The sequence below is a fragment of the Sinanaerobacter chloroacetimidivorans genome, assembly GCF_018128545.1.
GTDB classification, from domain to species: Bacteria; Bacillota; Clostridia; order Peptostreptococcales; family Anaerovoracaceae; genus Sinanaerobacter; species Sinanaerobacter chloroacetimidivorans.
This window is the reverse complement of the sequence record NZ_JAGSND010000011.1, coordinates 74,268-96,737: the sequence shown is the minus strand read 5'-3', so window position 1 is coordinate 96,737 and position 22,470 is coordinate 74,268. Positions and strand designations below refer to the sequence as shown.

The following is a 22,470-nucleotide window of genomic DNA, read 5'->3' as shown; positions in this document are numbered from 1 at the left end:
TCCATACGAAAGGGTAAATCGCCGATCATGCCAGCAGGGAAGCAAAGATCGGAATGGTGACCAGAGAAACCAGCGTACTGATACTAACCAGCTTAGAAGCATACTCGCCTTCGACTTCATAAAATTCGGCGAGAATGGAAGTCTGCATATGGCAAGGCATGGTAGCCGTCAGCATAAATACCCGGAACGCCAATCCTTCCACATGGAAAAGCTGCAGAAGCACGAACATATATAACGGACTGATGATAAATTTTCCTGCCAAAATAATAAATTCATCCTTGTAAATTCGGGGTATGCCCTTTGCAAAGACCACAAGATTCGCACCGATAACCAGCAGGGACAACGGAACGCACAAAGCTCCCAGATATCGCAGCGCTGAATCAAGGGCCATGGGAATTGCCAGCTCAAATTCTACCAGAAGACAGCCGATGATAACGCCGATTAGACCTGGACTGAGGATTTTCTTAAAGGAAAATCCTTTTGGCTGGCCGGGGGAAGCCTTTGCAAGCTCATAGGCACCCAAGCTCCAAAAACCGGTTAAGGTAATTAAATAAAAAGTAAAAAGGTAGGGAAGACCATCATGACCGAATACGATTTCATTGATGGGCAGACCGATAAATATGGTATTTGAAAAGGTGAAGGTCACTTCAAATACGCTCTTCTTGCCGCCGGAAAGATGCAGCCCTTTGGAAAACAGCTTTCCCGTCCCAAATAAAAGTACCGTATAAAGCAGCAGAATCAGCAGATGAAAGCCGGAATCTCTGAGCAGCTCCTGGGTAAATCGATCTGAGATGCTGATTACGGCTAAGGCTGGTGCTGCGATTTTTACGACGATGACGGAAAGTACCGACGTCGTATTTTGGGGCCAAAGCTTTCGGCAGGCAAAAGTAAATCCTACGGAAAATATTAAAAAAATGACAATTACGCTAATAATCCCGTTAATCAAGTCAATACCTCACAAAGTTTCCTCTAAAGTATTTGTAAATAAGCAATCTATAAACATTTCGCCGGATAGCCCGAAAATATAATCCTCCAAGTGAACCTTAGCCAGGGCTTGCCGGACAACCTCCTTATCATAGGGCAGCCCCCTGATCAGCATCAGCAGGTCATCTGCATCCTTTGTCCCGAAGAAGTCACCATAGATTGAGATCTCTTTTATGATGCCGGATTCGACATTTAGACCGATATCCAGAAGCCCAAGATCATATTTCAGTGTATGCTGGTAGGTAAACTTGGGCGAGCTGCCGTAGACCCATTCCCAGGCAGCATATTTGGTATCGGCAAGGCTGCCAATGGCTTCCTTGTCTTGCTCTGTCAGTTCATAGAGGGAAGCCCCGGGGAACAGAGAAAGAACCTCCTGAATAATGGTGGCGGAAAACTCCTCTATAGTAATGGGAGAAGGCAGATAAGGAAGGATGTTGGTTACTCTGCTCTTTACCGACTTCACGCTTTTATCCTGGAATTTTCTCGGATCCGCATTCAAAGACTTCGACACCTTCTCCAGATCCGAAGAAAACAGCAGTGTCCCGTGTATCAGAACCTTGTCCTTTGTATGATACTGGGCATTTCCGGAAAATTTCTTGCCATCCAGAGTCAAATCATTTCTGCCGGAAAAACAGGCTTCCACACCTAACTGATTCAGGACCTTCAATATGGGGCGGGTAAATTCCTGAAAAACGTCGTTGATATCTTTGCCTTTATTTTTCGTAATGAATCCGTAATTCAGGTTACCGTGATCATGATACACTGCGCCGCCTCCGGACATTCTGCGGACTACATCGATACCATTCTCCCGAACGTAATCCTGATTGATTTCGGAATAGGTATTCTGATGTTTCCCTACTACGATGCAGGGGGAATTGATATACAGATAAAATATATCATCATCAAAGTGAGACAGAAAATATTCTTCACTTCCGATATTCCTGTAGCAGCTGTCAAAGGGACTGATCATACATTTCATAATTTTTCTCCTATTTCACTTTGTTATACTTCCTATAGTTTTTGACTAAGTTTTCAAGAGACATGGCAATATTTTTGTCTTCGGTAATCTCGTCGGTCCGGAGTGCTTTCAAGTCCTTGCCGATGAGCTCCGGAAAGGGGGAGGTTCTTGCAAAGGTGACGATTCTGCTGGCTTTTAACTTTCTGGCATCCAACACTTTCCCGTTTTCGTTCACTGCGGCAAAGGTAAGGTATTTTGTTCGGAATATTCCGGCATCACGTCCGAAGTAGATTTTGCCGGAGGAACCTTCCAATACTTTATAAATATTTCTGATTTGTACATTCTGCATATAGCTGAAAAAACTCATGATAATCCAGAAGACACCTGCAACAATGATAATATCCCAAAACATGAATGATTCGACCTTCCTTTCCATATTACGCGCATCCTATCTGATATCGCCTGCCAGTACTTTTGCACTTCATCTGCAGCCCGATAGGGTGGCCTATAAAGTTACTCAATTCAAATTACTATATTTATATATGCAAAATCTATACCGTAAGATATTACCAGTCTGATGTTTGTCAAATTGTTCGGTAAGCCCTGATTACCAAACCCGGTATTGGCTTAAATCGATCTGATATTTGCTGATCTTTCGATAGAGTGTTCGCTTTGGGATTCCAAGCAGGGTGGACGCTTTATTGATATTTCCGTCTTCTCTTTCCAGTGCATCAATAATCATATCGTATTCACGGGTCTTAGGGAGCAGCTTGGATGGGCTCGGCATCGCTTTTTCCTTCTGTACCTGAGGTTTCAATACCGTTACGTTATTGTGCAAAAGGATTTCATGAGTCAGCTCCGACTCGGTAATGAAAGCTTCCTGGGTGAGATTCATCGCACGTTCAATGACGTTTTCCAATTCTCTTACATTACCCGGCCAGTCGTATGACAGCATCAGTTCCTGCGCTTCGGGAGCCAGCCCCTGATTGGATTTCCCCATGGAACGGTTATAACTTCTGATAAAGAAATCAGCCAGGATGGGAATGTCTTCTCTTCGCTCCCTTAGAGGCGGAACCACGAAGGAAAGCACGTTTAAACGGTAATACAGGTCGCTGCGGAACCCCTTGTTTTTTACCGATTCCAGCAGATTTACATTGGTAGCCGCCATAATGCGGACATCGATCGGTTTTGAGGTTTTTCCTCCGATTCTTACGATTTCTCTGGTTTGAATAACACGCAAAAGGGAAGCCTGCATTTCCAGCGGCATATCTCCGATTTCATCAAGAAACAGCGTTCCGCCTTGTGCCAACTCAAATTTTCCGGGGTAGCCGTCTTTGTTGGCGCCAGTAAAAGCACCGCCCTCATAGCCAAAGAGCTCGCTTTCGATCAACCCCTTGGGGAGTGAACCGCAATTGATGGCGATAAAAGGTCCGTTGCAGCGGCTGCTGGCATTATGTATGGATTGAGCGAGGAGCTCTTTTCCCGTTCCGCTCTCGCCAAGTATCAAAACGTTGGAATCGCTTTGCGCTGCAACAAGGCCCAAAGCCTTTAGCTTGTTGATCCCTGATGATGTTCCCACGATGGATTCAAAGGTATATTTGGCGGTAAAACCGCTCATTTTGGTAATCATTTTATGAATCCGCTGAAGCTCGTCTATGATGAAAACCGTGCTGATTTTTTCATGAGCATCATTGTATATGATAGAAGCGGACAGGGACAGATTCAATCGAATGCCGTAAACATTCGTTATGGTGACTTCTTTGTTATTTATATTCTTTGTAATCTCCAGCGGATTTAAAGTGCCGGATTTGATATCAACAATATCGGCTATATTTTTATAGGAAAGATGGTCAAAAGGGAGTTTTAAGATATTGGACGCCCTATGATTATGATGGGTGATAATCCCCATGTTGTCAACCATCAGGATTCCGGAGGAAATGGATTGGATGGTGCTGACAAGCTGACTGTTCATCACGAAGATTTTTTCGTAAGCCTGCCTCATTTTCATTTCTTTTTCGATTCCGTCCACAGCTGCGCAGACCATGGCAAGAGTATGCATGCTGATGGCCTCCATCGGCCCGACGATGTCAAGGCAGCCGATGATGGTGCCATACTGATTTTTAATGGGAGCTGCGGTACAGACATAGTTGTGGTGCGGTTTGATATAGTGTTCATAGCCCCAGATTTGAATGGGATGGCCGGTATATAGGCAGGTACCGATACCGTTGGTGCCTGCGTACTGCTCGCTCCGATTGCAGCCAATAGTAAGCCCGCTTTTCTTCGCACGGGCCTGAATCATGGCATCCTGACCTACCAGATCGATGACGTAACCACGTTCATCCGTAAGGGCAATAATAAAGTTGCTTCCTTTAACGAAGGAATACAGGTTCAAAATATAGGAATGGGCTACGGAGATGAGATTTTCTTTATGAACCAGTGCCTTGTTGAGCTCTTCTTCACTCAATTTGGCATCCTTGACCTCCAGGGGAGAGATGTTGTGCGCTTTGGCGCGTTTCCATGACTCATATATAATAGGGCGAACCTCATGACTTTTCTCCGGCATAGGTTCACTCTCTTCAATGTACTTTTCCCAAAGAATTGCAAGCTTCTTCTGATAATCATCCGAAAAATTCATCCAGGAATCCCCTCCTCCATAAACGTTAAATGTTTGTCGAATTTTGGCAAAAACATTGTGTATTAGATGAATCATAGCATATTGAAAAGAAAGTAACAAGAGAAAAGCTGTGCCATTTTTGAAAACTGGCGCAAATATGTCACACGGCTGGCACGAAATGTCACACCTTGGCACAATTGTGGCACAGGCTGTCTTTGGTTTCAGATTGTTTTTTCTTATTCCTTTTCAAGGCCCTGATTGACATTGTTAATTTCTTTGCAAAAACAAGCTTTTGGTAATTTAAGCATCGATTTCACCGCTTATAAAATTCCTATGTTTTCATGGGAAAAGAGAAATTTTTTTAATTGGCACAGGATTTGCTCTATGTAAATGGTGAAACGTAAAACCCAAAATAAAAAGTGATGAAAGGGAGGAATTAAAATGCCAAGATCAGGAATGAACGGAGTTGACTTCGAATCAAATGTAGATTTTTCGAGACTTCGGAAAGATCGTTTAGAAAGAGCAAGGCAGAGTATGAAGAACTATGGGCTGTCCGCACTCATCTGCTATGACTTTGATAATATCAGATACATAACAGGAACACACATCGGAGAATGGAACCGAAACAAGATGAACAGATATTGTCTGCTTATCGACGGTGTAGAACAGCCATTTTTATTTGATCCGGCTGCCCCATCCAAGAGACAAAGAGTAGACTGGCTGGCCAAAGACCACATTATGCCTGCAGTAGGGTCCATGAGAGGTGCGATCCCTGTGGAAGTAGATATGGTCTCGAAGGTGGCGGAGCAGGTAGCTCAATATTTTAAAGAATATGGAGTAACCGGCAAGGTGGGAATGGATATCACAGATATTCCTCTCATTCGCGCATTGGAAGACAAAAATGTAGAAATCGTAGACGGACAGCAGGCCATGCTGGATGCCAGAATCATCAAAACCGACGATGAGATTCAATTGCTGAAGACTTCCGCGGCTATGGTAGATGCCGCTTATTATGATCTTGCCAAAGCGCTGAGACCTGGAATCATGGAAAATGAACTGGTAGCAATAGCAAACTATAAGCTTTATGGCTGGGGTTCGGAACTGGTGGAATTTGTAAATAGTATTTCCGGACAAAGAGGAAATCCACACAGCCATACCTTCTCAAACAGAATGATCAGACCGGGCGAATTGATCTATTTTGATATCGGAAATACTTACAATGGATATAAAACCTGTTATTACAGAACCTTCTCCTGCGGTGTTCCCAATGCTGCACAAAGAACAGCCTATGAAAAAGCTTCTAAATGGATCAAGGCTTCCATTAGTGCCATCAAGGCGGGAAACACCTCTGCAGATGTGGCAAAATGCTGGCCTGCTGCCACAGAATTAGGATTCAAGAACGAAGAAGAAGCGTTCCTGCTGCAGTTTGCTCATGGTATCGGACTGGGACTCTGGGAGAAACCGGTTATCTCCAGACTCTTCTCACTGGATAATCCTTTCGAACTGAAGGAAGGCATGGTATTTGCTCTGGAAACCTGGTGTGCTTCCGAAGACGGTTCCGGAAGTGCAAGAATCGAAGAGGAAGTAGTCGTAACGAAAGACGGATGTGAAATCATTACGAAGTTCCCTTCGGATGAAATTACCTCCTGCGGACTGCCGGGATGCCAGTTCCTGTAGAATTTCCACAATTTGGTTCTTGATCTCAATATACAATATTTCATATATTTATCATCAATAAAGGAGGAAATAAAAAATGGCTAAAGTTGGTTGGATAGGATTAGGAAACATGGGTGTTCCAATGAGCCAGAATCTTATAAAGGCTGGACATGATGTAACGGTATGGAACAGAACCAAGGCTAAAGCCGAGTCTGTAATCGCTGCCGGAGCACAGTGGGCGGATTCCCCAAAAGAAATCGCTTCTAAATGCGACTTCATCTTCACCATGGTATCTGACGGTCCTACATTACAAGCAGTGACATTGGGAGAAAACGGTGTTGTAGCCGGATTATCCCCAAAGAAAATAGTCATCGACATGAGCACCGTATCCCCTGCAGAATCTGCAAAGGTTAATGATGCCGTTGAGAGCAAAGACTGTAAATTCATCAGAGGACCTGTTACTGGAAGTACCGTACTTGCACAGAATGCAACGCTGGGAATTCTGGCCTCCGGTGACAGAGCGGCTTATGATCAGGTTCTTCCCCTCTTTGAAGCTATGGGTAAAAATCAGTTCTATCTCGGCGCTGAAGAAGAAGCAAGAGTTATGAAACTGTCTTTGAATACGATGATCGGAACTTCCATGCAGATGATGGCAGAAGCCGTTGTCCTTGCTGAAAAAGCCGGTCTTGACGTGACTCAGGTCTGCGAGGTAATTGCAGGCAGCGCAGTAGGCTCTCCGCTGGTTGGATACAAGGTTGCTCCTATTTCCAAGGGAGAATATAATCCTGCTTTCAGCGTGAAGCTTATGATGAAAGACTTTGATCTGGCCTTTGATGCTGCAAAGCAATACGGCGTATCCATGCCTGTTACAGCGATTACCAGACAATGCCTGGCAGCTGCTGCCGCAACAGGAAGAGGCGAAAAAGACTTCTCCGTTCTGACTCAGGTATTGGAAGGTCAATGCGGAGTTACCAGATAACAAGCATCTAAATTTATCCGGTTTGTACAATTACTTATTATATATTTAAAAAAGGTTTAAGGAGGAAACTTAAAATGGCTAAAGCTTATGTAAAAAACGTATATGACTGTCCCGCAGCCCAACCTGCAAGGCACCTGAATGCACATGCATGGTGCATGGCGAATCCGGTAATGATGGATTCCGATTCCTTTAACTTCTTCTCTATCTGTGAAATCAGATTCGGCGGAGCAGCCATACTGGATAACCACAAGAATGCAGACCACTGCTATTTCATCCTTTCCGGCAAAGGATATTCCATTATTAACGGTAAGAGATATGAATATAAGCCAGGAGATGTTATGTGGATTCCTGGAAACAGTGATCATGAAATGTACCCGATCGGAATCGAAACCTTAAGATTTCTCGTAACTCTGACTCCGAAAGATTTCAACCAGACAGAACCATTTATCAGAAATATCAAAGAGGTCTCCCCGGTTGTACCTCCAAAACATAACAATTCCGTCGCATATCCAATCGTTACTCCAAAGAACGGCGGAAGCAACACCATCGAATTCAATGTAACGGAAATCAGACCTGGCGGATATTCCGAACAGGATGTAAACGAAGATGCAGATCGCATTTGCTTCATGATCTCCGGCAGCGGATATGCCCTTTGTGATGGAGAAAGACTCGATTTCGGACCCAATGATGCTCTTTACATACCGAAAGGAGCCAAGCATGAAATTTATGTTGAAGGGGAAGAAACTCTTAGAATGGCAGTAACCTACGGCCCTGTACGCATGGCAATGAGAGGCTAGCCCAAGGAGTCTGGGTCAAACAGAAAAATGACATTGATTATGGCGCATGAAACGAATCGTTTATACTTTGCTTTATGCGCCATAAATATGCTGGTAATTAGTAATCCAAACCCCCCAATTAAATAATTAAAGGAGGAAACGAAACATGAATTTAGGTGTTCTGATCGGCGTATTAATTTACGAAATTATTGTAATTTTCGGAGTAGGCTTTTACCTCGCAAAAAAGAGAAACAAGGATGAAGAGGGCGGATTTGCTTTAGCAGGGAGAGGAATGGGCGTTATGGTCCTGGCTTCCACCATGGCATTAACCGTTTTAGGAGCAGCCCACATTCTGGGTGTATTTGAAATGACCTATGGCATGGGTGCAGTTGCCATCTGGTTCAGCCTGGCCCACGTAATTCTCATTATCGTTGCATGCTTTGCAACAGGTCAATGGGTTAGAAGACTGGGTGTTACCACCGTTCCGGAAGCATTGGAAGGGATGTATGGCAAGAAAATATCCCTGGCAATCGGCTGTGTTATGGCCGGTGTGATCTGGGGTATTCTGACTCTGGAAACACAGGGTGTAGGAATTGTAATTGCAACCATGACAGGCTGGGGTATCGTACAGGGTGCTATCATCGGTGGTATTTTAGGTATTTTCTACGTTGTACTTGCAGGTATGGAGGAAGTCGGTATCGTTAACGTAATCAACTCCATCGTCATGTACATTGGTCTTATCGTAGCAACCTTCTTTGTAGCTACACAGCTCCCGGGAGGCAATTTTGATACTGTCAGAGACTTCTTCGAAGCAGACCAGGCACAGGCATTTATGACTAATATGTTTGGAACCCCGGACTTATTTATAACCTTTGCAATTGCTCAGATTATTGCAGTTGTATTCTGCCAGGGTATCAGTCAGATGCTTATGCAGGCTTGCATGGCTGCCAAGAATGAAAAAACCATCAGAAAAGCAGTATGGATTGCCGCTCCTATGAACGGAATGTTCGGCGTATTTGCCGTAACATTAGGATTAACAGCCAGATCCATTCCTGAATATGCGGAATTGGGACCGAAAATGGCAGCCACTACCATGCTGGTAGATTTATTGCCGGGTTGGGTTGCAACCTTGCTTCTGGCCGCATTATTGGCCGCAATCCTTTCCACCTTTGCAATGACTTCCCTGACTCCTGCTACTATCTTTGCAATGGATATCTATAAAGGACTGTTTAAGAAGGATGCGACGGAAAAAGATGTTGCCAGAGTGATCCGTATCATGGTAGTCATTCTTGGTGCAATTGCAATTGGAGTATCCGCATATCTGCCTCCGATCCTTGGTGCCATCAACTGGGTATTTGCCTGGATCGTACCTGTATTCTGGCTCTTTGTTTCCGGTTTGTTCTGGAAGAGAAGCAGAGGCGTTGCTGCTGCCACACTGATTATCACCTGGGTTGTGAATATGATCTGGTCATTTACAGGAGTCGCAGCTTCTATCGGAGGGCTTTTCGGTTCCTTACCGAACGGATATATTACTTTATTATCCACTGCTGTGGTATTAATTATCGGCAATTTAGCTGTCAAGGGAGAACCTGCTTACCTTAAAGTCGTTGAATATAAGGCAGCTGAATAATTCTTGTTCCAAAGGAGGAATCAGATATGTTTTTACAATTATTTTTCACTAATCTTATTACCATCTTGATTTTAACAGGAATTGGCCATGCGATTTTCAGCGCTGCCAATAAGGCCTCAAAGAAACAGTAACCAGGTGTGATTCCATAAAAGTTAGGAGGGAATTTTAATGACAGATGCTGTTGTAACTCAATATTGGATGTTCGGTGTAATGGGAATCATGATAGCGTACGGAGTATGTGCGGTAATCGGTAGCTTAAAAAGCAAATAAAAAAGATAATCAAACTCCCATAAAAATTTATAAAAGGTACCTCTTTGAACGGTGGACCTGAAAACGGAAAAAAACAGATGACTTTTGCGATTGGCGGAAGTCATCTGTTACTTTTTTCGTATGGTTTCTTTTTCGTAATTTCTTTCGGGCTTTCCCCTATTTTCTTTCAGGGCCGTTTATCCCCTGTAATTTTTATAGTCAATTTTATATTTATCCATTTTTCGATAGAGGGTTCTTCTGCTGATGCCAAGAAGTTCAGCCGCTTCTTTGATATTCCCGTTGCTTTTCTCAAGGCTGGACAGAATCAGCTGATATCCGCTGGATTTCAGATTTAACCCGGAGGCCGGTATCTCTTCTTCTATAACATGATAGGGTGTTGGCACCGACGGGGGTACAAAGCCCTGACAGATATGACGAGGGAGATGTTCCAGTCTGATTTCATCATCATCCGTTACATTGATGGCCCGCTCGATGGCATTCTCCAGCTCACGGATATTTCCCGGCCAGGAGTACTGCCGCAGAACCTGGTAGACTTCGGCCGCAATATGGATATTTTTATTTTTCTGCTGTGTTAATGTCTGCACAAAATAATCTGCAAGCTCTGAAATGTCGTTAGACCGATCTCTTAACGGCGGTACGTGGATGGTAAGCACGTTAAGACGGTAGAACAGATCTTCCCGGAACGTTTTCGCTTCAATTGCTTCGGAAAGATCCCGATTGGTTGCCGCAATGATTCGGACATTTATTTTTTTCGGATATTTTGCACCGATACGGACGATTTCCTTGGTTTGCAGAACCCGGAGCAGTGAAACCTGTACATCCAGCGGCATGTCGCCGATTTCGTCAAGGAAGATGGTTCCGCCGTCTGCGAGCTCAAATTTACCGGGATTACCTTCTTTGTTGGCACCGGTAAAGGATCCCCGTTCATATCCGAATAGTTCGCTCTCAATCAATCCTTTGGGGAGCGCGCCGCAATTGATGGCAACAAAAGGTCCCTTGGAAAAGGTGCTGCCGTTGTGAACCGCCTGGGCGACCAGCTCCTTGCCGGTTCCGCTTTCCCCCAGTATGAGGACGTTAGAAGAACTCAGCGCTGCGCGTTCACAGGTCTTGATCATTTTCTTTGTAATAAGAGAGCTCCCGATAATATTGTCAAAGGTATAGGACGCTTTAAATCCTCCGATTTTATTGACCAGTTTATTGATATGCTTTGGTTCGTCCAGCCGGATGACGATACCTTTGTTATGGCTGCCGTTGCGGCCGATAAAATTAACGCTCATGTTAAATTTTACAGGAGGCAGCATGGAACCCACATAGTAAATATTCGTTTCTTTATTATAAACATCCCTGTCAAAATTGGAAAAGCTGAAATGGTTATGGATGGGTTCGTCAATACTGATCAGCTCGAAAATATCTCTGCCCATGGCATTCTTGTTTTCCAGCTTAAGCATTCTCTGGGCATTCCCGTTCATCTGAATGATCTGATTCTTTTCATTTAAAAGAATCAGCCCTGAGGAAACGGATTCCAGGATGCTGCTCCTTTGGGCGCTCATGGCTTCGATTTCTTCATAGGCGTTTCTGATTTTCAGCTCTTTTGAAATGCCGTCGACGGCACTGAGGACCATACCTAAAGTATGGGTATGTATCTTTGTGAATTCTCCGGTCAGGTTCAAACAGCCGATGAGTTGTCCGAGATGATTAAAAATGGGGGCACCGCTGCAGGCATATCGTTTATGACTCATTACATAGTGCTCTCCGTTCCAGATCTGGATGGGCTTTTTCATGGCAAGGCAGGTACCGATGGCATTGGTTCCGGCAAAGGATTCCTTACGGTTGGCTCCGATTACCAGCAGACTTTCTTTTCCCTGCTCAATAATATCTCTGTCACCGACCAGGTCCAGTACATAGCCATCCTGATCGCTCAGCATCAGATAAAAGCCGGAGCCCTCTACGATGGAGTAAAGGCGTTCCATATAAGGCCGTACCGTCTCGATCAACAGGCTGTTCGCAGCTAATCTGGCATGGATATCTTCAGAATTTAAAATTTCGGTCTTTCTTTCGTAGGGATTGACTTGAAAATCGCGGGAACGCTTCCAGGATTCCAGTATTTCCGGACGCATAAAAGAATAATCAAAGTCCTTGTAGGCAATAAAATGTTCCCACGCAGCATTTAATCTCTCCATATACTCATGATCAAATTGAATCATCGTTCTTCGCTCCTTTGTCCAAGCCGTCCAAGCTGTAATAGTTTGCGTTTATTATAGCATAAAAGACAGGGAAAATGAACTCCCTATCTTCTTAATCTTTACAAAATATCCCGCCGGTTCAACATTTTGTCCTTTCTTATTTTATGAAAATGCGAGTGACAATTTGTTGCTTAGGTTTGTCACAGTGTGACAGATGTGACAGAATGGCACAATGAAAACGGGTATAACGGACATAATATGGGGAATTTTGACCAAGAGCAGGGGCAAATCCCAACAATGGGCCTTGGCATGGAATTTGCTTTACTAATATGACAAATAGATTCAGGAAATGCAGGAGGTCACAATGGAACTGAAGAATTATAGTAAAAAGCAATTGATTGGTTTTTACGAAACCATGTATAGAATGCGACGCTTTGAGGAAGAAGTATTTGAATTTTATAAACAAGGCATGATGCCGGGACTTGCCCATCTTTATCTGGGAGAGGAGGCCATTGCTACCGGTGTTTGTGCGGCACTGAAAGACAGCGACTATATCGGCAGCACCCATAGGGGTCATGGCCATTTGGTTGCCAGAGGCGCACAAATTGATAAGATGATGGCCGAAATTCTGGGGAAAGAAGGCGGATACTCCAAAGGCAAGGGGGGATCCATGCACATCATGGCATTAGACAAAGGGATTCTTGGTGCCAACGGTATTGTAGGAGGAGAAATCCCCATTGCCACCGGGGCAGCCTATACCGCCCGGTATCTTGGAACAGACCAGGTAGCCGTTTCCTTCTTCGGCGAATCGGCAACCAATGAAGGAACCTTCCATGAAAGCATCAATATGGCGGCAGCCTGGAAGCTGCCCATCGTCTATGTAATTGAAAATAATTTATACGGAATCTCGGTGGATATCAGAGATGTCACCAATACGGAGAACCTTGCGGACAGAGCTGCAGCTTACGGAATTTCCGGCGTTGTGGTAGACGGGATGAATGTCATCGCCGTTCACCAGGCCGCGGAGAAAGCGGTAAAACGTGCCAGAGACGGGGAAGGACCGACCTTGATTGAGTGTAAAACCTATCGATGGCAGGGACACCACGTGGGAGATCCTGCGGTATATAGAGCAAGAAGAAATGAAAAAGAAAAGGCCGAATGGATGGAACGATGCCCGGTAAATGCCTTGAGAGCGGCACTGATTAACGGGAAGGTGACAGAAAAAGAGATGCTGAAAATAGAAGAAACCATTGAAGCAGAAGTTCAGGCAGCGGTGACCTTTGCCAAGGAAAGTCCATATCCGGACCCGTCAGAAGCCTATACCGATATTTTTGCTTAGAGCCGATTGGTCATCGGATAAAATCAGGAACGAAATTAGGAGGTTTTCAATATGAGAGAAATATTATATCGAGATGCCATCTGCGAGGCAATGGATGAGGAAATGGCACGGGATGACAAGGTGCTGCTCCTCGGTGAAGACATTGGATTTATCGGCGGAAACTTTAAAACATCAGTGGGACTTTTGGAAAAGTACGGCCCTCTGAGAGTAAAGGATACCCCGATATCCGAAGCCGGTTTTGTGGGCATGGGAGTCGGGATGGCTCTCACGGGCTTGAAGCCTATTGTGGAGCTGATGTTTTCAGACTTCCTGCTGGTAGCAGCGGATCAGGTTATCAATCAGGCTGCCAAAATACGCTACATGTCCGGCGGTCAGGCGTCCGTTCCGATGGTAATCAGAACGCCTATCGGGGCAGGGAGATCCTCTGCAGCCCAGCATTCTCAAAGTATGCAGGCAATGGTGGCGCATTTTCCGGGTCTGAAGGTGGTAGTGCCTTCCACTGCGCAGGAAGCGAAGGGACTGTTAAAGACCGCCATTCGCGATAATGATCCGGTCATCTTCTTTGAACACAAAATGGAATATTCCAATAAATTTATGATTGATGATGTAGTGGAACCGATTCCTTTCGGAAAAGCAAACATCGTAAAAGCCGGAACGGATATCACCATTGTCGCCACATCCTCACAGGTGATGAAGTCTCTGGCTGCAGCGGAAAAACTGGAAAAAGACGGCATTTTTGCAGAAGTTATCGATTTAAGAACTATTGTACCAATGGACAGAGATGCAATTATTGCCTCGGTAAAGAAGACAGGCAGGCTGCTTGTGGTGGATGAAGCCTATGAAAAATGCGGTATCGGCGGAGAAATTGCGGCCGATGTCATGGACGACGTATTTTATTACCTGGAAGCACCTATCGGCAGAATTGCCACACCAAATGTACCGCTTCCCTTCAGCCCTGCTTTGGAATTCCCAATCATACCATCCATAGATAAGATATACGATAAAGTGAAAAAAATGATGGGATAGAGGTGAAAAAATGGCTGAAATAATCATTATGCCAAAACTGGGATTTAACATGTCCACAGGAAAACTGGTTCGCTGGTATAAACAGGAAGGAGACCCGGTCAAAAAAGGGGAACCCATCTTTGCCATTGAAACAGATAAAACCTCTATCGACATTGAAGCTACCCAGGAAGGCGTATTCCGAAAGAAATTTATTGAAGAGGGGGACTCGGTAGAGGTTACCCTTCCCATTGCCATAGTGGCAGATGCCGCAGAAAATATTGATGTTGCCATTCAGGAAGTAAACAGCAAGCTGGGCCGAACGTCAGAAGCAGGCAATACTGACATATCGGCAGATCGTTCAGGCAAAGAGATGGAAAATAGAAACGCAGCGGAAGCTGCCCAATCAGGGGCCCCAATGGCGAAGGTACAGCATACGGAGTGCGGAATACTGAAAATAACTCCCAGAGCCAGAAGGTTTGCAAAAGAAAAGGGACTTGAGCTGGAAAGAATCCAGTTGGCCGGCACCGGATATGACGGAGGAATCTGCGAGAAAGATATTCTCTCCTATCTGGAATCCCATAAAATGAAGGCGACTCCGGTTGCACAAAAAATTGCAGAAAGCCGGGGGATTGCGCTCGAAGACATTCAGGGCACGGGTATCAACGGAAAGATCACTAAGGAAGATCTCCTGGGCTCGTTAAGAGATGATAAAGCCGTGGGAACACAAATGCAGCAAAGCGGGGGATTTGCTCCTTCCCAGGGCGCGGAAGGTCCATTTACATCCGAAGGTCCATTTGCTTCCGAAGTTCAAGTTACACCCGACGGAAAAGAAATTCTAGAAGTTGTTCCTTACAGCGGCGTAAGAAAAATCATCGGGGATCGTTTGTCACAAAGCAAATTCACTGCTCCGCATCTCTATTTTACCCAGAAGGTCAATTTGGAGAAGTTGCTGGATTTGCGCAAAGAAGTAAACGAAGCCCAAAGCAAGAAGACTTCCGTAACCGACTATATTGCAAAAGCTGTGATTATCACGCTTCAGAAGTATCCGGAAATGAACGCTTCTCTGGCAGGCGATAAAATTGAAAAATATAAAAGCGTAAATCTCGGAATTGCCGTGGCAGCGCCAACCGGTCTGATTGTTCCGGTTGTAAAGCATTCTGAAAATAAGTCCGTACTTGAAATATCAAAGGAATCCAGTGCTCTGTTTGAAAAAGCAAGAAACGGAAAATTATCGCCGGATGAATACAGCGGCGGAACCTTTACCATTTCCAATCTCGGCATGTTTGGCATAGAGAACTTCACCGCCATTATCAATCCGCCGGAGGTGGGGATACTGGCCATCAGTGCAACAAAGGATGAACCCTGGGTGGAGACTGACGAAAAGGGAGAAAAGAAGTTAACCATCAAGCCCATGATGAATATCACCCTGTCTGTTGACCACCGAATCATTGATGGATTGCTGGCGGCTCAGTTTGTAACGGAAGTGAAACGGCTGCTGGAGCATCCTATTGAACTGATGCTGTAACATCGATAAAAGGTCACCGGGCAGACAGCAAGAAAAGAAGAACGGTACCCGGATATTTTTAAGGAGGATAACATGGCAGATATTATCATTATGCCAAAGCTTGGCTTTAACATGAGTGAAGGCAAGCTGGTAACCTGGCATAAAAAAGAAGGAGATGCGATCAAAAAGGGAGAACCTTTATTTTCTATAGAAACAGATAAAACCACCATTGACATTGAAGCAACGGGAGACGGGATCTTAAGGAAAATTCTGCTGGAAGAAGGCGAAAAGATACCTGTAACCCTTCCTATTGCCATCGTAGCAGGAACCGATGAAAATATTGATGCAGAACTGGCCGATGCTTTAGCCAAGCTCGGGAAGGAGGCGGAGCCAGCAAAATCAGAGGTGACAACAGCGGCGGCTCCAGCATCAGCTCCGGCAAAACCAGTTTCTGCCGTCAGTTCCAACGATTTTGACATCATTGTCATCGGAGGCGGCCCGGGAGGATATGTGGCTGCTATTAAAGCAGCTCAACTGGGGAAAAGAACTGCTATTATTGAAGAAGACAGCTTCGGAGGCGTTTGCCTGAACCGCGGCTGCATTCCCACGAAAGTATTGCTTAGAAGTGCCGAAGCATTGAAAGAAGTAAAAGAAAGTGAAAAGTTCGGTGTAACCGGTGTTCCTGCCGAGTCTGCAAGGCTGGATATGAAGCTGGTGCAGAGGAGAAAGTCCGGTGTAGTTTCTCAGCTGGTGGGAGGTGTCAACGGCCTTTTGAAGGCAAACGGGGTCTCCATATTCCAGGGAACCGGAGAAATCCTGGATCATCACACTATAAAGGTAGGAGATCACATCATCACTACAGAGTATCTGATTATTGCTACCGGTTCCGTTGTAAAGCACCTGCCGGTGCCTGCCGATCCTGAAATGAATTTGATCACAAGCAACGAGGCACTGAACCTGACAGAAATACCTGAGAATATCGTCATCATCGGCGGCGGTGTAATCGGAATTGAATTTGCCTATTTCCTTGCAAGTATTGGAAGCAAGGTTACCGTTGTAGAATTTCTCGACCGTATTTTGCCCATGGTGGACGAGGAAATCACCGATCAGGTGTCCGCTATGCTTAAAGCTATGGGAGTCACCATACATACCGGAGCCAAGGTTACCGCAATTACGAAACATGCAGTGGAATTCGAAAAAGCGGGAAATCCGGAGTCCGTGGAAACCTCTTCCGTATTGATGGCCGTAGGAAGAATACCGAATTTAAGCGGAATCGACTGTCAGGGCCTGAATATAAAGACGGAGCGGGGAGCCATCGTTACGGACCTTACCCTGAAAACCTCCGTTGACAATATTTATGCCATCGGTGATGTGAATGGCAAAGCCATGCTGGCCCATACGGCATCTATGGAGGCGGTCATCGCAGTGGAGAACATCTGCGGACATGCCGGCAAGATGAGCTATGACACCATTCCAAGCGCTATTTACCTGCAGCCGGAGATTGCTTGCGTAGGGCTGACCGAAGCCCAGGCGAAGGCCAAGTACGGCAAGGTGAAGGTGGGGAAATTCCCGTTGCTGGCCAATGGAAAAGCCAAGGTGGCCGGAGAAGAGCGAGGCCTGATAAAGGTCATCGTGGAGCCGCAATTTCATGAAGTTGTAGGGGTGCATTTGTACTGCATCCATGCAACGGACATGATCGCAGAAGCCGTACTGGCAATGAATCTGGAATCTACTGCGGAAGAAGTGGCAAAGACCATCCATCCCCATCCAACGGTTTCAGAGGTCTATCATGAAGCCTTCCATGCGGCTCTGGACCAGGCGATCCATTTTATTTAAGAGTAAATTACGCTCAACATATAATCCTTTAAAATCCATGCAAACAGAAATCCCGAGACCGGAAGGAATCGGGATTTTTGCACGGTAAATCCCTTTGTTTCTCCGCCTTGCCCTAATATGGATGAATAAAAACAGAAGCACTGGAATGGATTTCCGTTGAAAAAATATTGAAATTCGTTGAAATTATTTTATAAATATTTAAAAATAAAAGGAAAACCAACAAGATATCAAAACTTGTCTGATAGGATAAAGAAAAAAAGGAGGTTTTCCTAATGGAAGAAAAAAGAAAAAGCAACGATCAACCATCCTTTGGGATCGCACTACTCATTGTTATTTTTTTATTTGCTCTCTTGATCATTCAGGTAGTTCAGCTAGGCAGCCCGGATATACATATGACGCTGATCTTCGCTATCAGCTTTGCCACCTTGGTGCTGATGCTGACGGGAATGAAGTGGAAACGTATTGAAGAAGGGATTATGCACGGCTGCAAAATTGCGACTATTCCCATGCTGATACTGATGTTTATCGGTATGCTGATTCCCACCTGGATTGCTTCGGGAACGATTCCGGTATTGATGTATTACGGCTTACAGCTGATTTCGCCATCCATGTTTCTCTTTACTGCCGCTATCATTTGCGGCGTGGCATCCTTGTCTACCGGAAGCAGCTGGACGACGGGAGCCACCTTCGGTGTTGCCTTTATGGGCATCAGCATGGGGCTGGGCGTACCGGCACCTATGGCAGCAGGAGCCATCGTATCCGGAGCGATTATCGGCGACAAGCTTTCTCCGCTTTCCGACTCCACCAATCTGGCGGCTGGCGTTTGCGAGGCAAATCTATTCAAGCATATTAAAAGCATGCTTTACACGACGGTACCGGCCTTTGTTATCGCGCTGATCATCTATTTTATATTGGGCATGCGCTACTCGGCAGACAATATTGATACCACTGCAGTAGATTCTATTCTTGCAGGTCTTTCCGGAAACTTTAATATTACACCGGGGATTGCCATCATCAGTCTGATTCCTCTGGCAGCAGTAGTGATTATGGCCTTCAAACAGGTAAGCGCGCTTGCCGCCATGGTAATTGCCTCCCTGATCGGTATGGTACTGGCTATTGTAATCAACGGTTACAGCCTTTATGAAATGATGTCCTTTATGAATTACGGATTTACCATTGACACCGGTATCGCAGATGTTGACAAGCTGCTGAACAGAGGCGGGCTTCAATCCATGATGTGGACCGTATCTCTTGGATACCTTGGCTTGAGCTATGGCGGAATTCTGGAGAAAACAGGAACGCTGGAAGCACTCATCGGCAAAATGCTGGTGCTTACCAGAAATGCAAGAAACCTTATTATCACTCATATCATCTCGGCTATTGCAGTAAATATGTTGTCAGCAAGTCAGTATGTGGCCATTCTGATTCCGGGAAGAATGTACCTTTCCTCTTATGACAAGCTTCATATCAAGAGACAGGTGGCTTCCAGAACCTGCGAAGACGGCGGAACCGTCACATCTCCTCTGGTACCATGGGGGCTTTGCGGCGTATTCTTTACTGGAGCATTAGGGGTTGCTACCCTGGAGTATCTGCCATACACCTTCCTGGCTATTTTTACTCCGCTCATGGCAATTCTCTATGCAAGCACGGGTAAATTTATATGGTATAATACGGAAGAAGAACAAAAAGAGATTGACAAATCAAAACAATCGGAGATGATTGCATAACAGGGAGACCGGCTGATGATAAATAAGACTGAAGTAATAGATTTAATGAAGAACCTGATTTCCATACCCAGCCCTTACTTCAAAGAAGACCGGATCATGGACTTTGTGAGTGACTGGTTTATCAATCACAATATGGATGCATCCTTTCACGAATACCATGAAGCCAAGGTCACCGGATTTAAAGGTAAAAATATCCTTCTAGAGCTATCCGGCGGAGAACCGGGGCCCACCATCTGTCTGAACGGTCACCTGGATACGGTAAAACGCTGCGGCGGCTGGACTGTGGATCCCTTTGGCGGCTTTGTAGATGGTGACAGGATCTATGGTGTGGGTGCTCTGGATATGAAATCGGGATGTGCAGCGATTATGCTTGCATTGAAGGCATTTACCCAAAATTATAAGAGATTTCAGGGAAAAATACTTGCATCCTTTGTCTCGGTAGAGGAAGGACCCTATGGTATGGGCACCAACGCCCTTATTGAGGAAGGCTATTTGAAAGATGTGGATTTTTCCATTGTTACCGAACCTTCCGCAGGATTCACCAATCGCCCGTTCCCTGTTCTATGCCTTGGTGCGCGCGGAGGCTTCGGTCTGGAAATTGAATTCTTCGGGACTTCCTCCCATGCTGCTTTGCCTCAAAATGGAGTCAGCGCCGCATTGGATGCAGCTAAGGTGATTTGCGAGCTTGAAAAAGTGGAATATCTGGAAGATGAACATCTTGGAAAAGGATCCGTTTGTGTGGTGGCAGTGGAAAGTGACGGTGGTGCCTGCAGTGTTCCGGATTATGCAAAGATAAAACTGTTCTGGCACATTGTCAGGGGAGAAAGCGAAAACACCATACGAAATGAAATCATAAAGGCCATTGAACGTGCCGGGATCGAGTGCAGGTATCAAATAAATTTCAGAGAAGCACCCAGTGAAGGCTCCAAAGGCTTTATGCCTTACACCGTCAGTGAAGAGGAGCCTCTGGTAAAGACCTTTGTGCAGTCGGTAAAGACCGTTTGTAAAGAAGAGCCGGCCAGGGAATACTTCCAGAGCATCGGAGACTTTAACTATCTCGGTTCCAGGCTCGGAGCTCCTGTGGTAATCTTTGGTGCCGAAGGGGACAATTTTCACAGCCATGACGAGTATGCCACCTTGTCCTCTATTATAAAAACCGGAGAAGTCATTTATGATTTCCTGGTAAGAATATTGGTTGAAACAGTTTCGCTCAAATTATAATGAATCATAAAATGCAGATGAAGCCGATGAGTTTTTAGACAACGGCTTCATTTCTGCGTTTCAAATTGATGTGCCGATTGTAGACGATTCGCTCACAGAACAAAAAATATAATATATAAAGGCGGCAGCAGAAGGATGGAGAGAAGAATGGAACGTAATAAACTGGATACCCTGTTAACGAACGGAAAGATCTATACCATGGAATCGGAGGGGCACAAGGCAGAAGCCGTAGGAATCAAAGACGGCAGAATCGTTTTTGTGGGATCAATGAAAGAAACAGAAGCTATGGAAGCAGACAAACTCATCGATCTTCAGGGGAAGACTGTGCTTCCGGGTATGGGTGATTCCCATCTCCATCTTTATGCCTATTGTCAGAATCAAACCTCGGTAAAGCTGGATGATGTCCGAAGTATGGAGGAACTCATCGATGCTATGAAACAGAAAGCTGAAAAAACCGGATCCGGCAGATGGATAAAAGGTGCAGGGTTTGATCATACAAAATTCCGGGAAAACAGACTTCCCACAAGATGGGATCTGGACCGGATCAGCATGGAACATCCTATTGTAATTAGACGATGCTGCCTTCATTTGATGGCTGCAAACAGTATGGCTATCCGCATGGCGGGGGTCACGAAGCAAATGGCGGAACAATCCGGAGGACTCATTGAAGTAGACGACTCCGGGGAGCTTTCCGGCATCTTTCGTGAAAAGTCCATCCTGATCTTTGATGAAATCGTACCGGATCCTTTATCAGAACCTTTGGAAAGAAAGAAGATTTTTCAGGAGGTTCTGACAGACATGGCCTCCAAAGGAATTACGTCCATCAACACCTATGCTGCGAAAATCTGGAATTATGAAGAGGATATCGATCTTTACCGGGAGCTGGACCGGGATAAAAGCCTCCCTGTACGGGTAAGGATCAGTCTGGATGACTTTTTTGAAAAAGAGTTGCCGGAAACCATAAAAAACCCTTACAATAAGGTTAAGCAGGGAGCTTATAAGCTATTTACCGACGGTTCGCTGGGAGCCAGATCCGCTTCTCTTTTTGAGCCCTACAGTGATGATCCGGCGAATTCCGGTGTGGCCATCGAAGAAGAAAAGCTGAGAAAAAAATTGGAAAAAGCTTATGATATGGGGCTGCAGCCTGCCATTCATGCCATAGGAGACAGAGCACTGGAGACCGCATTGGACTTAATAGAAGGTGTGATTTCTTCAGGAAAATCTCAAAAGCATAATCCAGGGGCAGAAAAAAGGAGGCTTCCTTTTCGGATTATCCATGCCCAGATGGTAACGGAGGGCCAGCTGGAACGAATGAGACACCTTCCGGTGGTTCTGGATATTCAACCTGTTTTTCTATGCACGGATTTATATTGGATCGAAAGCAGGCTGGGAAGTGAAAGGATCAGGCGTTCTTATCTTTGGAAGACTCTTATGCATGCAGGTCTTATGCTGACAGGCGGGTCCGATTGTCCGGTGGAATCCTATGATCCTATGAAAGGCATTTATGCGGCAGTGATGCGGCAGGATACCAACGGGTTTCCCCATGGGGGCTGGCTTCCGGAAGAGAAGCTTACCGTCTATGAAGCGGTAAGCCTGTTTACAAAGAACATACCTTATGCCGAAGGGGATGAAGACGTGCTGGGCACCGTTGCGGAAAATAAATTTGCCGATTTGGTCGTACTCGATCAGGACCCCTTTTCCATAGATCCGGCAGGATTATTAGATTTAAAAGTATTGAAGACCTTCGTTGCAGGGGAGCTTGTATTTGACAGCGAAGCGTAGGTAAGG

The 22,470-nt window shown here is 45.3% G+C and carries 16 protein-coding genes; 11 read left to right on the top strand and 5 right to left on the bottom strand.

Features of this window, described 5'->3' with window-relative positions; all coding sequences use genetic code 11:
* Positions 1-25: 25 nt before the first annotated feature.
* The 4 genes from KCX82_RS15315 to KCX82_RS15300 form a co-directional block, all read right to left on the bottom strand.
* Positions 26-946, bottom strand: a complete 921-nt coding sequence (locus tag KCX82_RS15315; protein ID WP_227019367.1) for an AEC family transporter — start codon at positions 944-946, stop codon at positions 26-28.
* 9 nt (positions 947-955) lie between these two features.
* Entirely contained in the window at positions 956-1,963 is a 1,008-nt protein-coding gene (locus tag KCX82_RS15310; protein WP_227019366.1) for a lipoate--protein ligase, read from the bottom strand.
* Between the two features lie 10 nt (positions 1,964-1,973).
* Positions 1,974-2,378: a transcriptional regulator GutM gene (locus KCX82_RS15305; RefSeq protein WP_227019365.1), complete on the bottom strand. Its 405-nt coding sequence runs from the start codon at positions 2,376-2,378 to the stop codon at positions 1,974-1,976.
* Between the two features lie 171 nt (positions 2,379-2,549).
* Positions 2,550-4,577: a sigma-54-dependent Fis family transcriptional regulator gene (locus KCX82_RS15300; RefSeq protein WP_227019364.1), complete on the bottom strand. Its 2,028-nt coding sequence runs from the start codon at positions 4,575-4,577 to the stop codon at positions 2,550-2,552.
* A gap of 420 nt (positions 4,578-4,997) precedes the next feature.
* Here KCX82_RS15300 and KCX82_RS15295 point away from each other — a divergent pair, with 420 nt between their 5' ends.
* The 4 genes from KCX82_RS15295 to KCX82_RS15280 all read left to right on the top strand — a co-directional run bounded on the left by KCX82_RS15295 (position 4,998) and on the right by KCX82_RS15280 (position 9,597).
* Complete coding sequence (locus tag KCX82_RS15295; protein ID WP_227019363.1) at positions 4,998-6,233, top strand: M24 family metallopeptidase; 1,236 nt, start codon at positions 4,998-5,000, stop codon at positions 6,231-6,233.
* Positions 6,234-6,309: 76 nt separating this feature from the next.
* Positions 6,310-7,191: an NAD(P)-dependent oxidoreductase gene (locus KCX82_RS15290; protein ID WP_227019362.1), complete on the top strand. Its 882-nt coding sequence runs from the start codon at positions 6,310-6,312 to the stop codon at positions 7,189-7,191.
* A gap of 74 nt (positions 7,192-7,265) precedes the next feature.
* A complete protein-coding gene (locus KCX82_RS15285; protein ID WP_227019361.1) occupies positions 7,266-7,988 on the top strand; it encodes a cupin domain-containing protein in 723 nt (240 codons plus the stop codon).
* Between the two features lie 145 nt (positions 7,989-8,133).
* The gene (locus KCX82_RS15280) at positions 8,134-9,597 is read left to right on the top strand and encodes a sodium:solute symporter family protein (RefSeq protein WP_227019360.1); all 1,464 of its coding nucleotides are present in this window, start codon (positions 8,134-8,136) and stop codon (positions 9,595-9,597) included.
* Positions 9,598-10,043: 446 nt separating this feature from the next.
* Here KCX82_RS15280 and KCX82_RS15275 read toward each other — a convergent pair whose 3' ends face one another.
* Complete coding sequence (locus KCX82_RS15275; RefSeq protein ID WP_227019359.1) at positions 10,044-12,071, bottom strand: sigma-54-dependent Fis family transcriptional regulator; 2,028 nt, start codon at positions 12,069-12,071, stop codon at positions 10,044-10,046.
* A gap of 343 nt (positions 12,072-12,414) precedes the next feature.
* On the opposite strand from KCX82_RS15275, the gene KCX82_RS15270 reads away from it, so the two are divergent.
* The 7 genes from KCX82_RS15270 to KCX82_RS15240 all read left to right on the top strand — a co-directional run bounded on the left by KCX82_RS15270 (position 12,415) and on the right by KCX82_RS15240 (position 22,464).
* Complete coding sequence (locus KCX82_RS15270) at positions 12,415-13,389, top strand: thiamine pyrophosphate-dependent dehydrogenase E1 component subunit alpha (RefSeq protein ID WP_227019358.1); 975 nt, start codon at positions 12,415-12,417, stop codon at positions 13,387-13,389.
* A 51-nt stretch (positions 13,390-13,440) separates the two neighbouring features.
* The gene (locus KCX82_RS15265; RefSeq protein WP_227019357.1) at positions 13,441-14,415 is read left to right on the top strand and encodes an alpha-ketoacid dehydrogenase subunit beta; all 975 of its coding nucleotides are present in this window, start codon (positions 13,441-13,443) and stop codon (positions 14,413-14,415) included.
* Positions 14,416-14,425: 10 nt separating this feature from the next.
* Positions 14,426-15,919, top strand: a complete 1,494-nt coding sequence (locus KCX82_RS15260; RefSeq protein ID WP_227019356.1) for a 2-oxo acid dehydrogenase subunit E2 — start codon at positions 14,426-14,428, stop codon at positions 15,917-15,919.
* A gap of 72 nt (positions 15,920-15,991) precedes the next feature.
* Positions 15,992-17,734: a dihydrolipoyl dehydrogenase gene (gene lpdA, locus KCX82_RS15255; protein WP_227019355.1), complete on the top strand. Its 1,743-nt coding sequence runs from the start codon at positions 15,992-15,994 to the stop codon at positions 17,732-17,734.
* A gap of 272 nt (positions 17,735-18,006) precedes the next feature.
* Complete coding sequence (gene nhaC / locus KCX82_RS15250) at positions 18,007-19,461, top strand: Na+/H+ antiporter NhaC (protein ID WP_227019354.1); 1,455 nt, start codon at positions 18,007-18,009, stop codon at positions 19,459-19,461.
* Between the two features lie 15 nt (positions 19,462-19,476).
* Entirely contained in the window at positions 19,477-20,682 is a 1,206-nt protein-coding gene (locus KCX82_RS15245) for a M20 family metallopeptidase (RefSeq protein WP_227019353.1), read from the top strand.
* Between the two features lie 147 nt (positions 20,683-20,829).
* A complete protein-coding gene (locus tag KCX82_RS15240) occupies positions 20,830-22,464 on the top strand; it encodes an amidohydrolase (RefSeq protein ID WP_227019352.1) in 1,635 nt (544 codons plus the stop codon).
* The last annotated feature ends 6 nt before the right edge of the window (positions 22,465-22,470 follow it).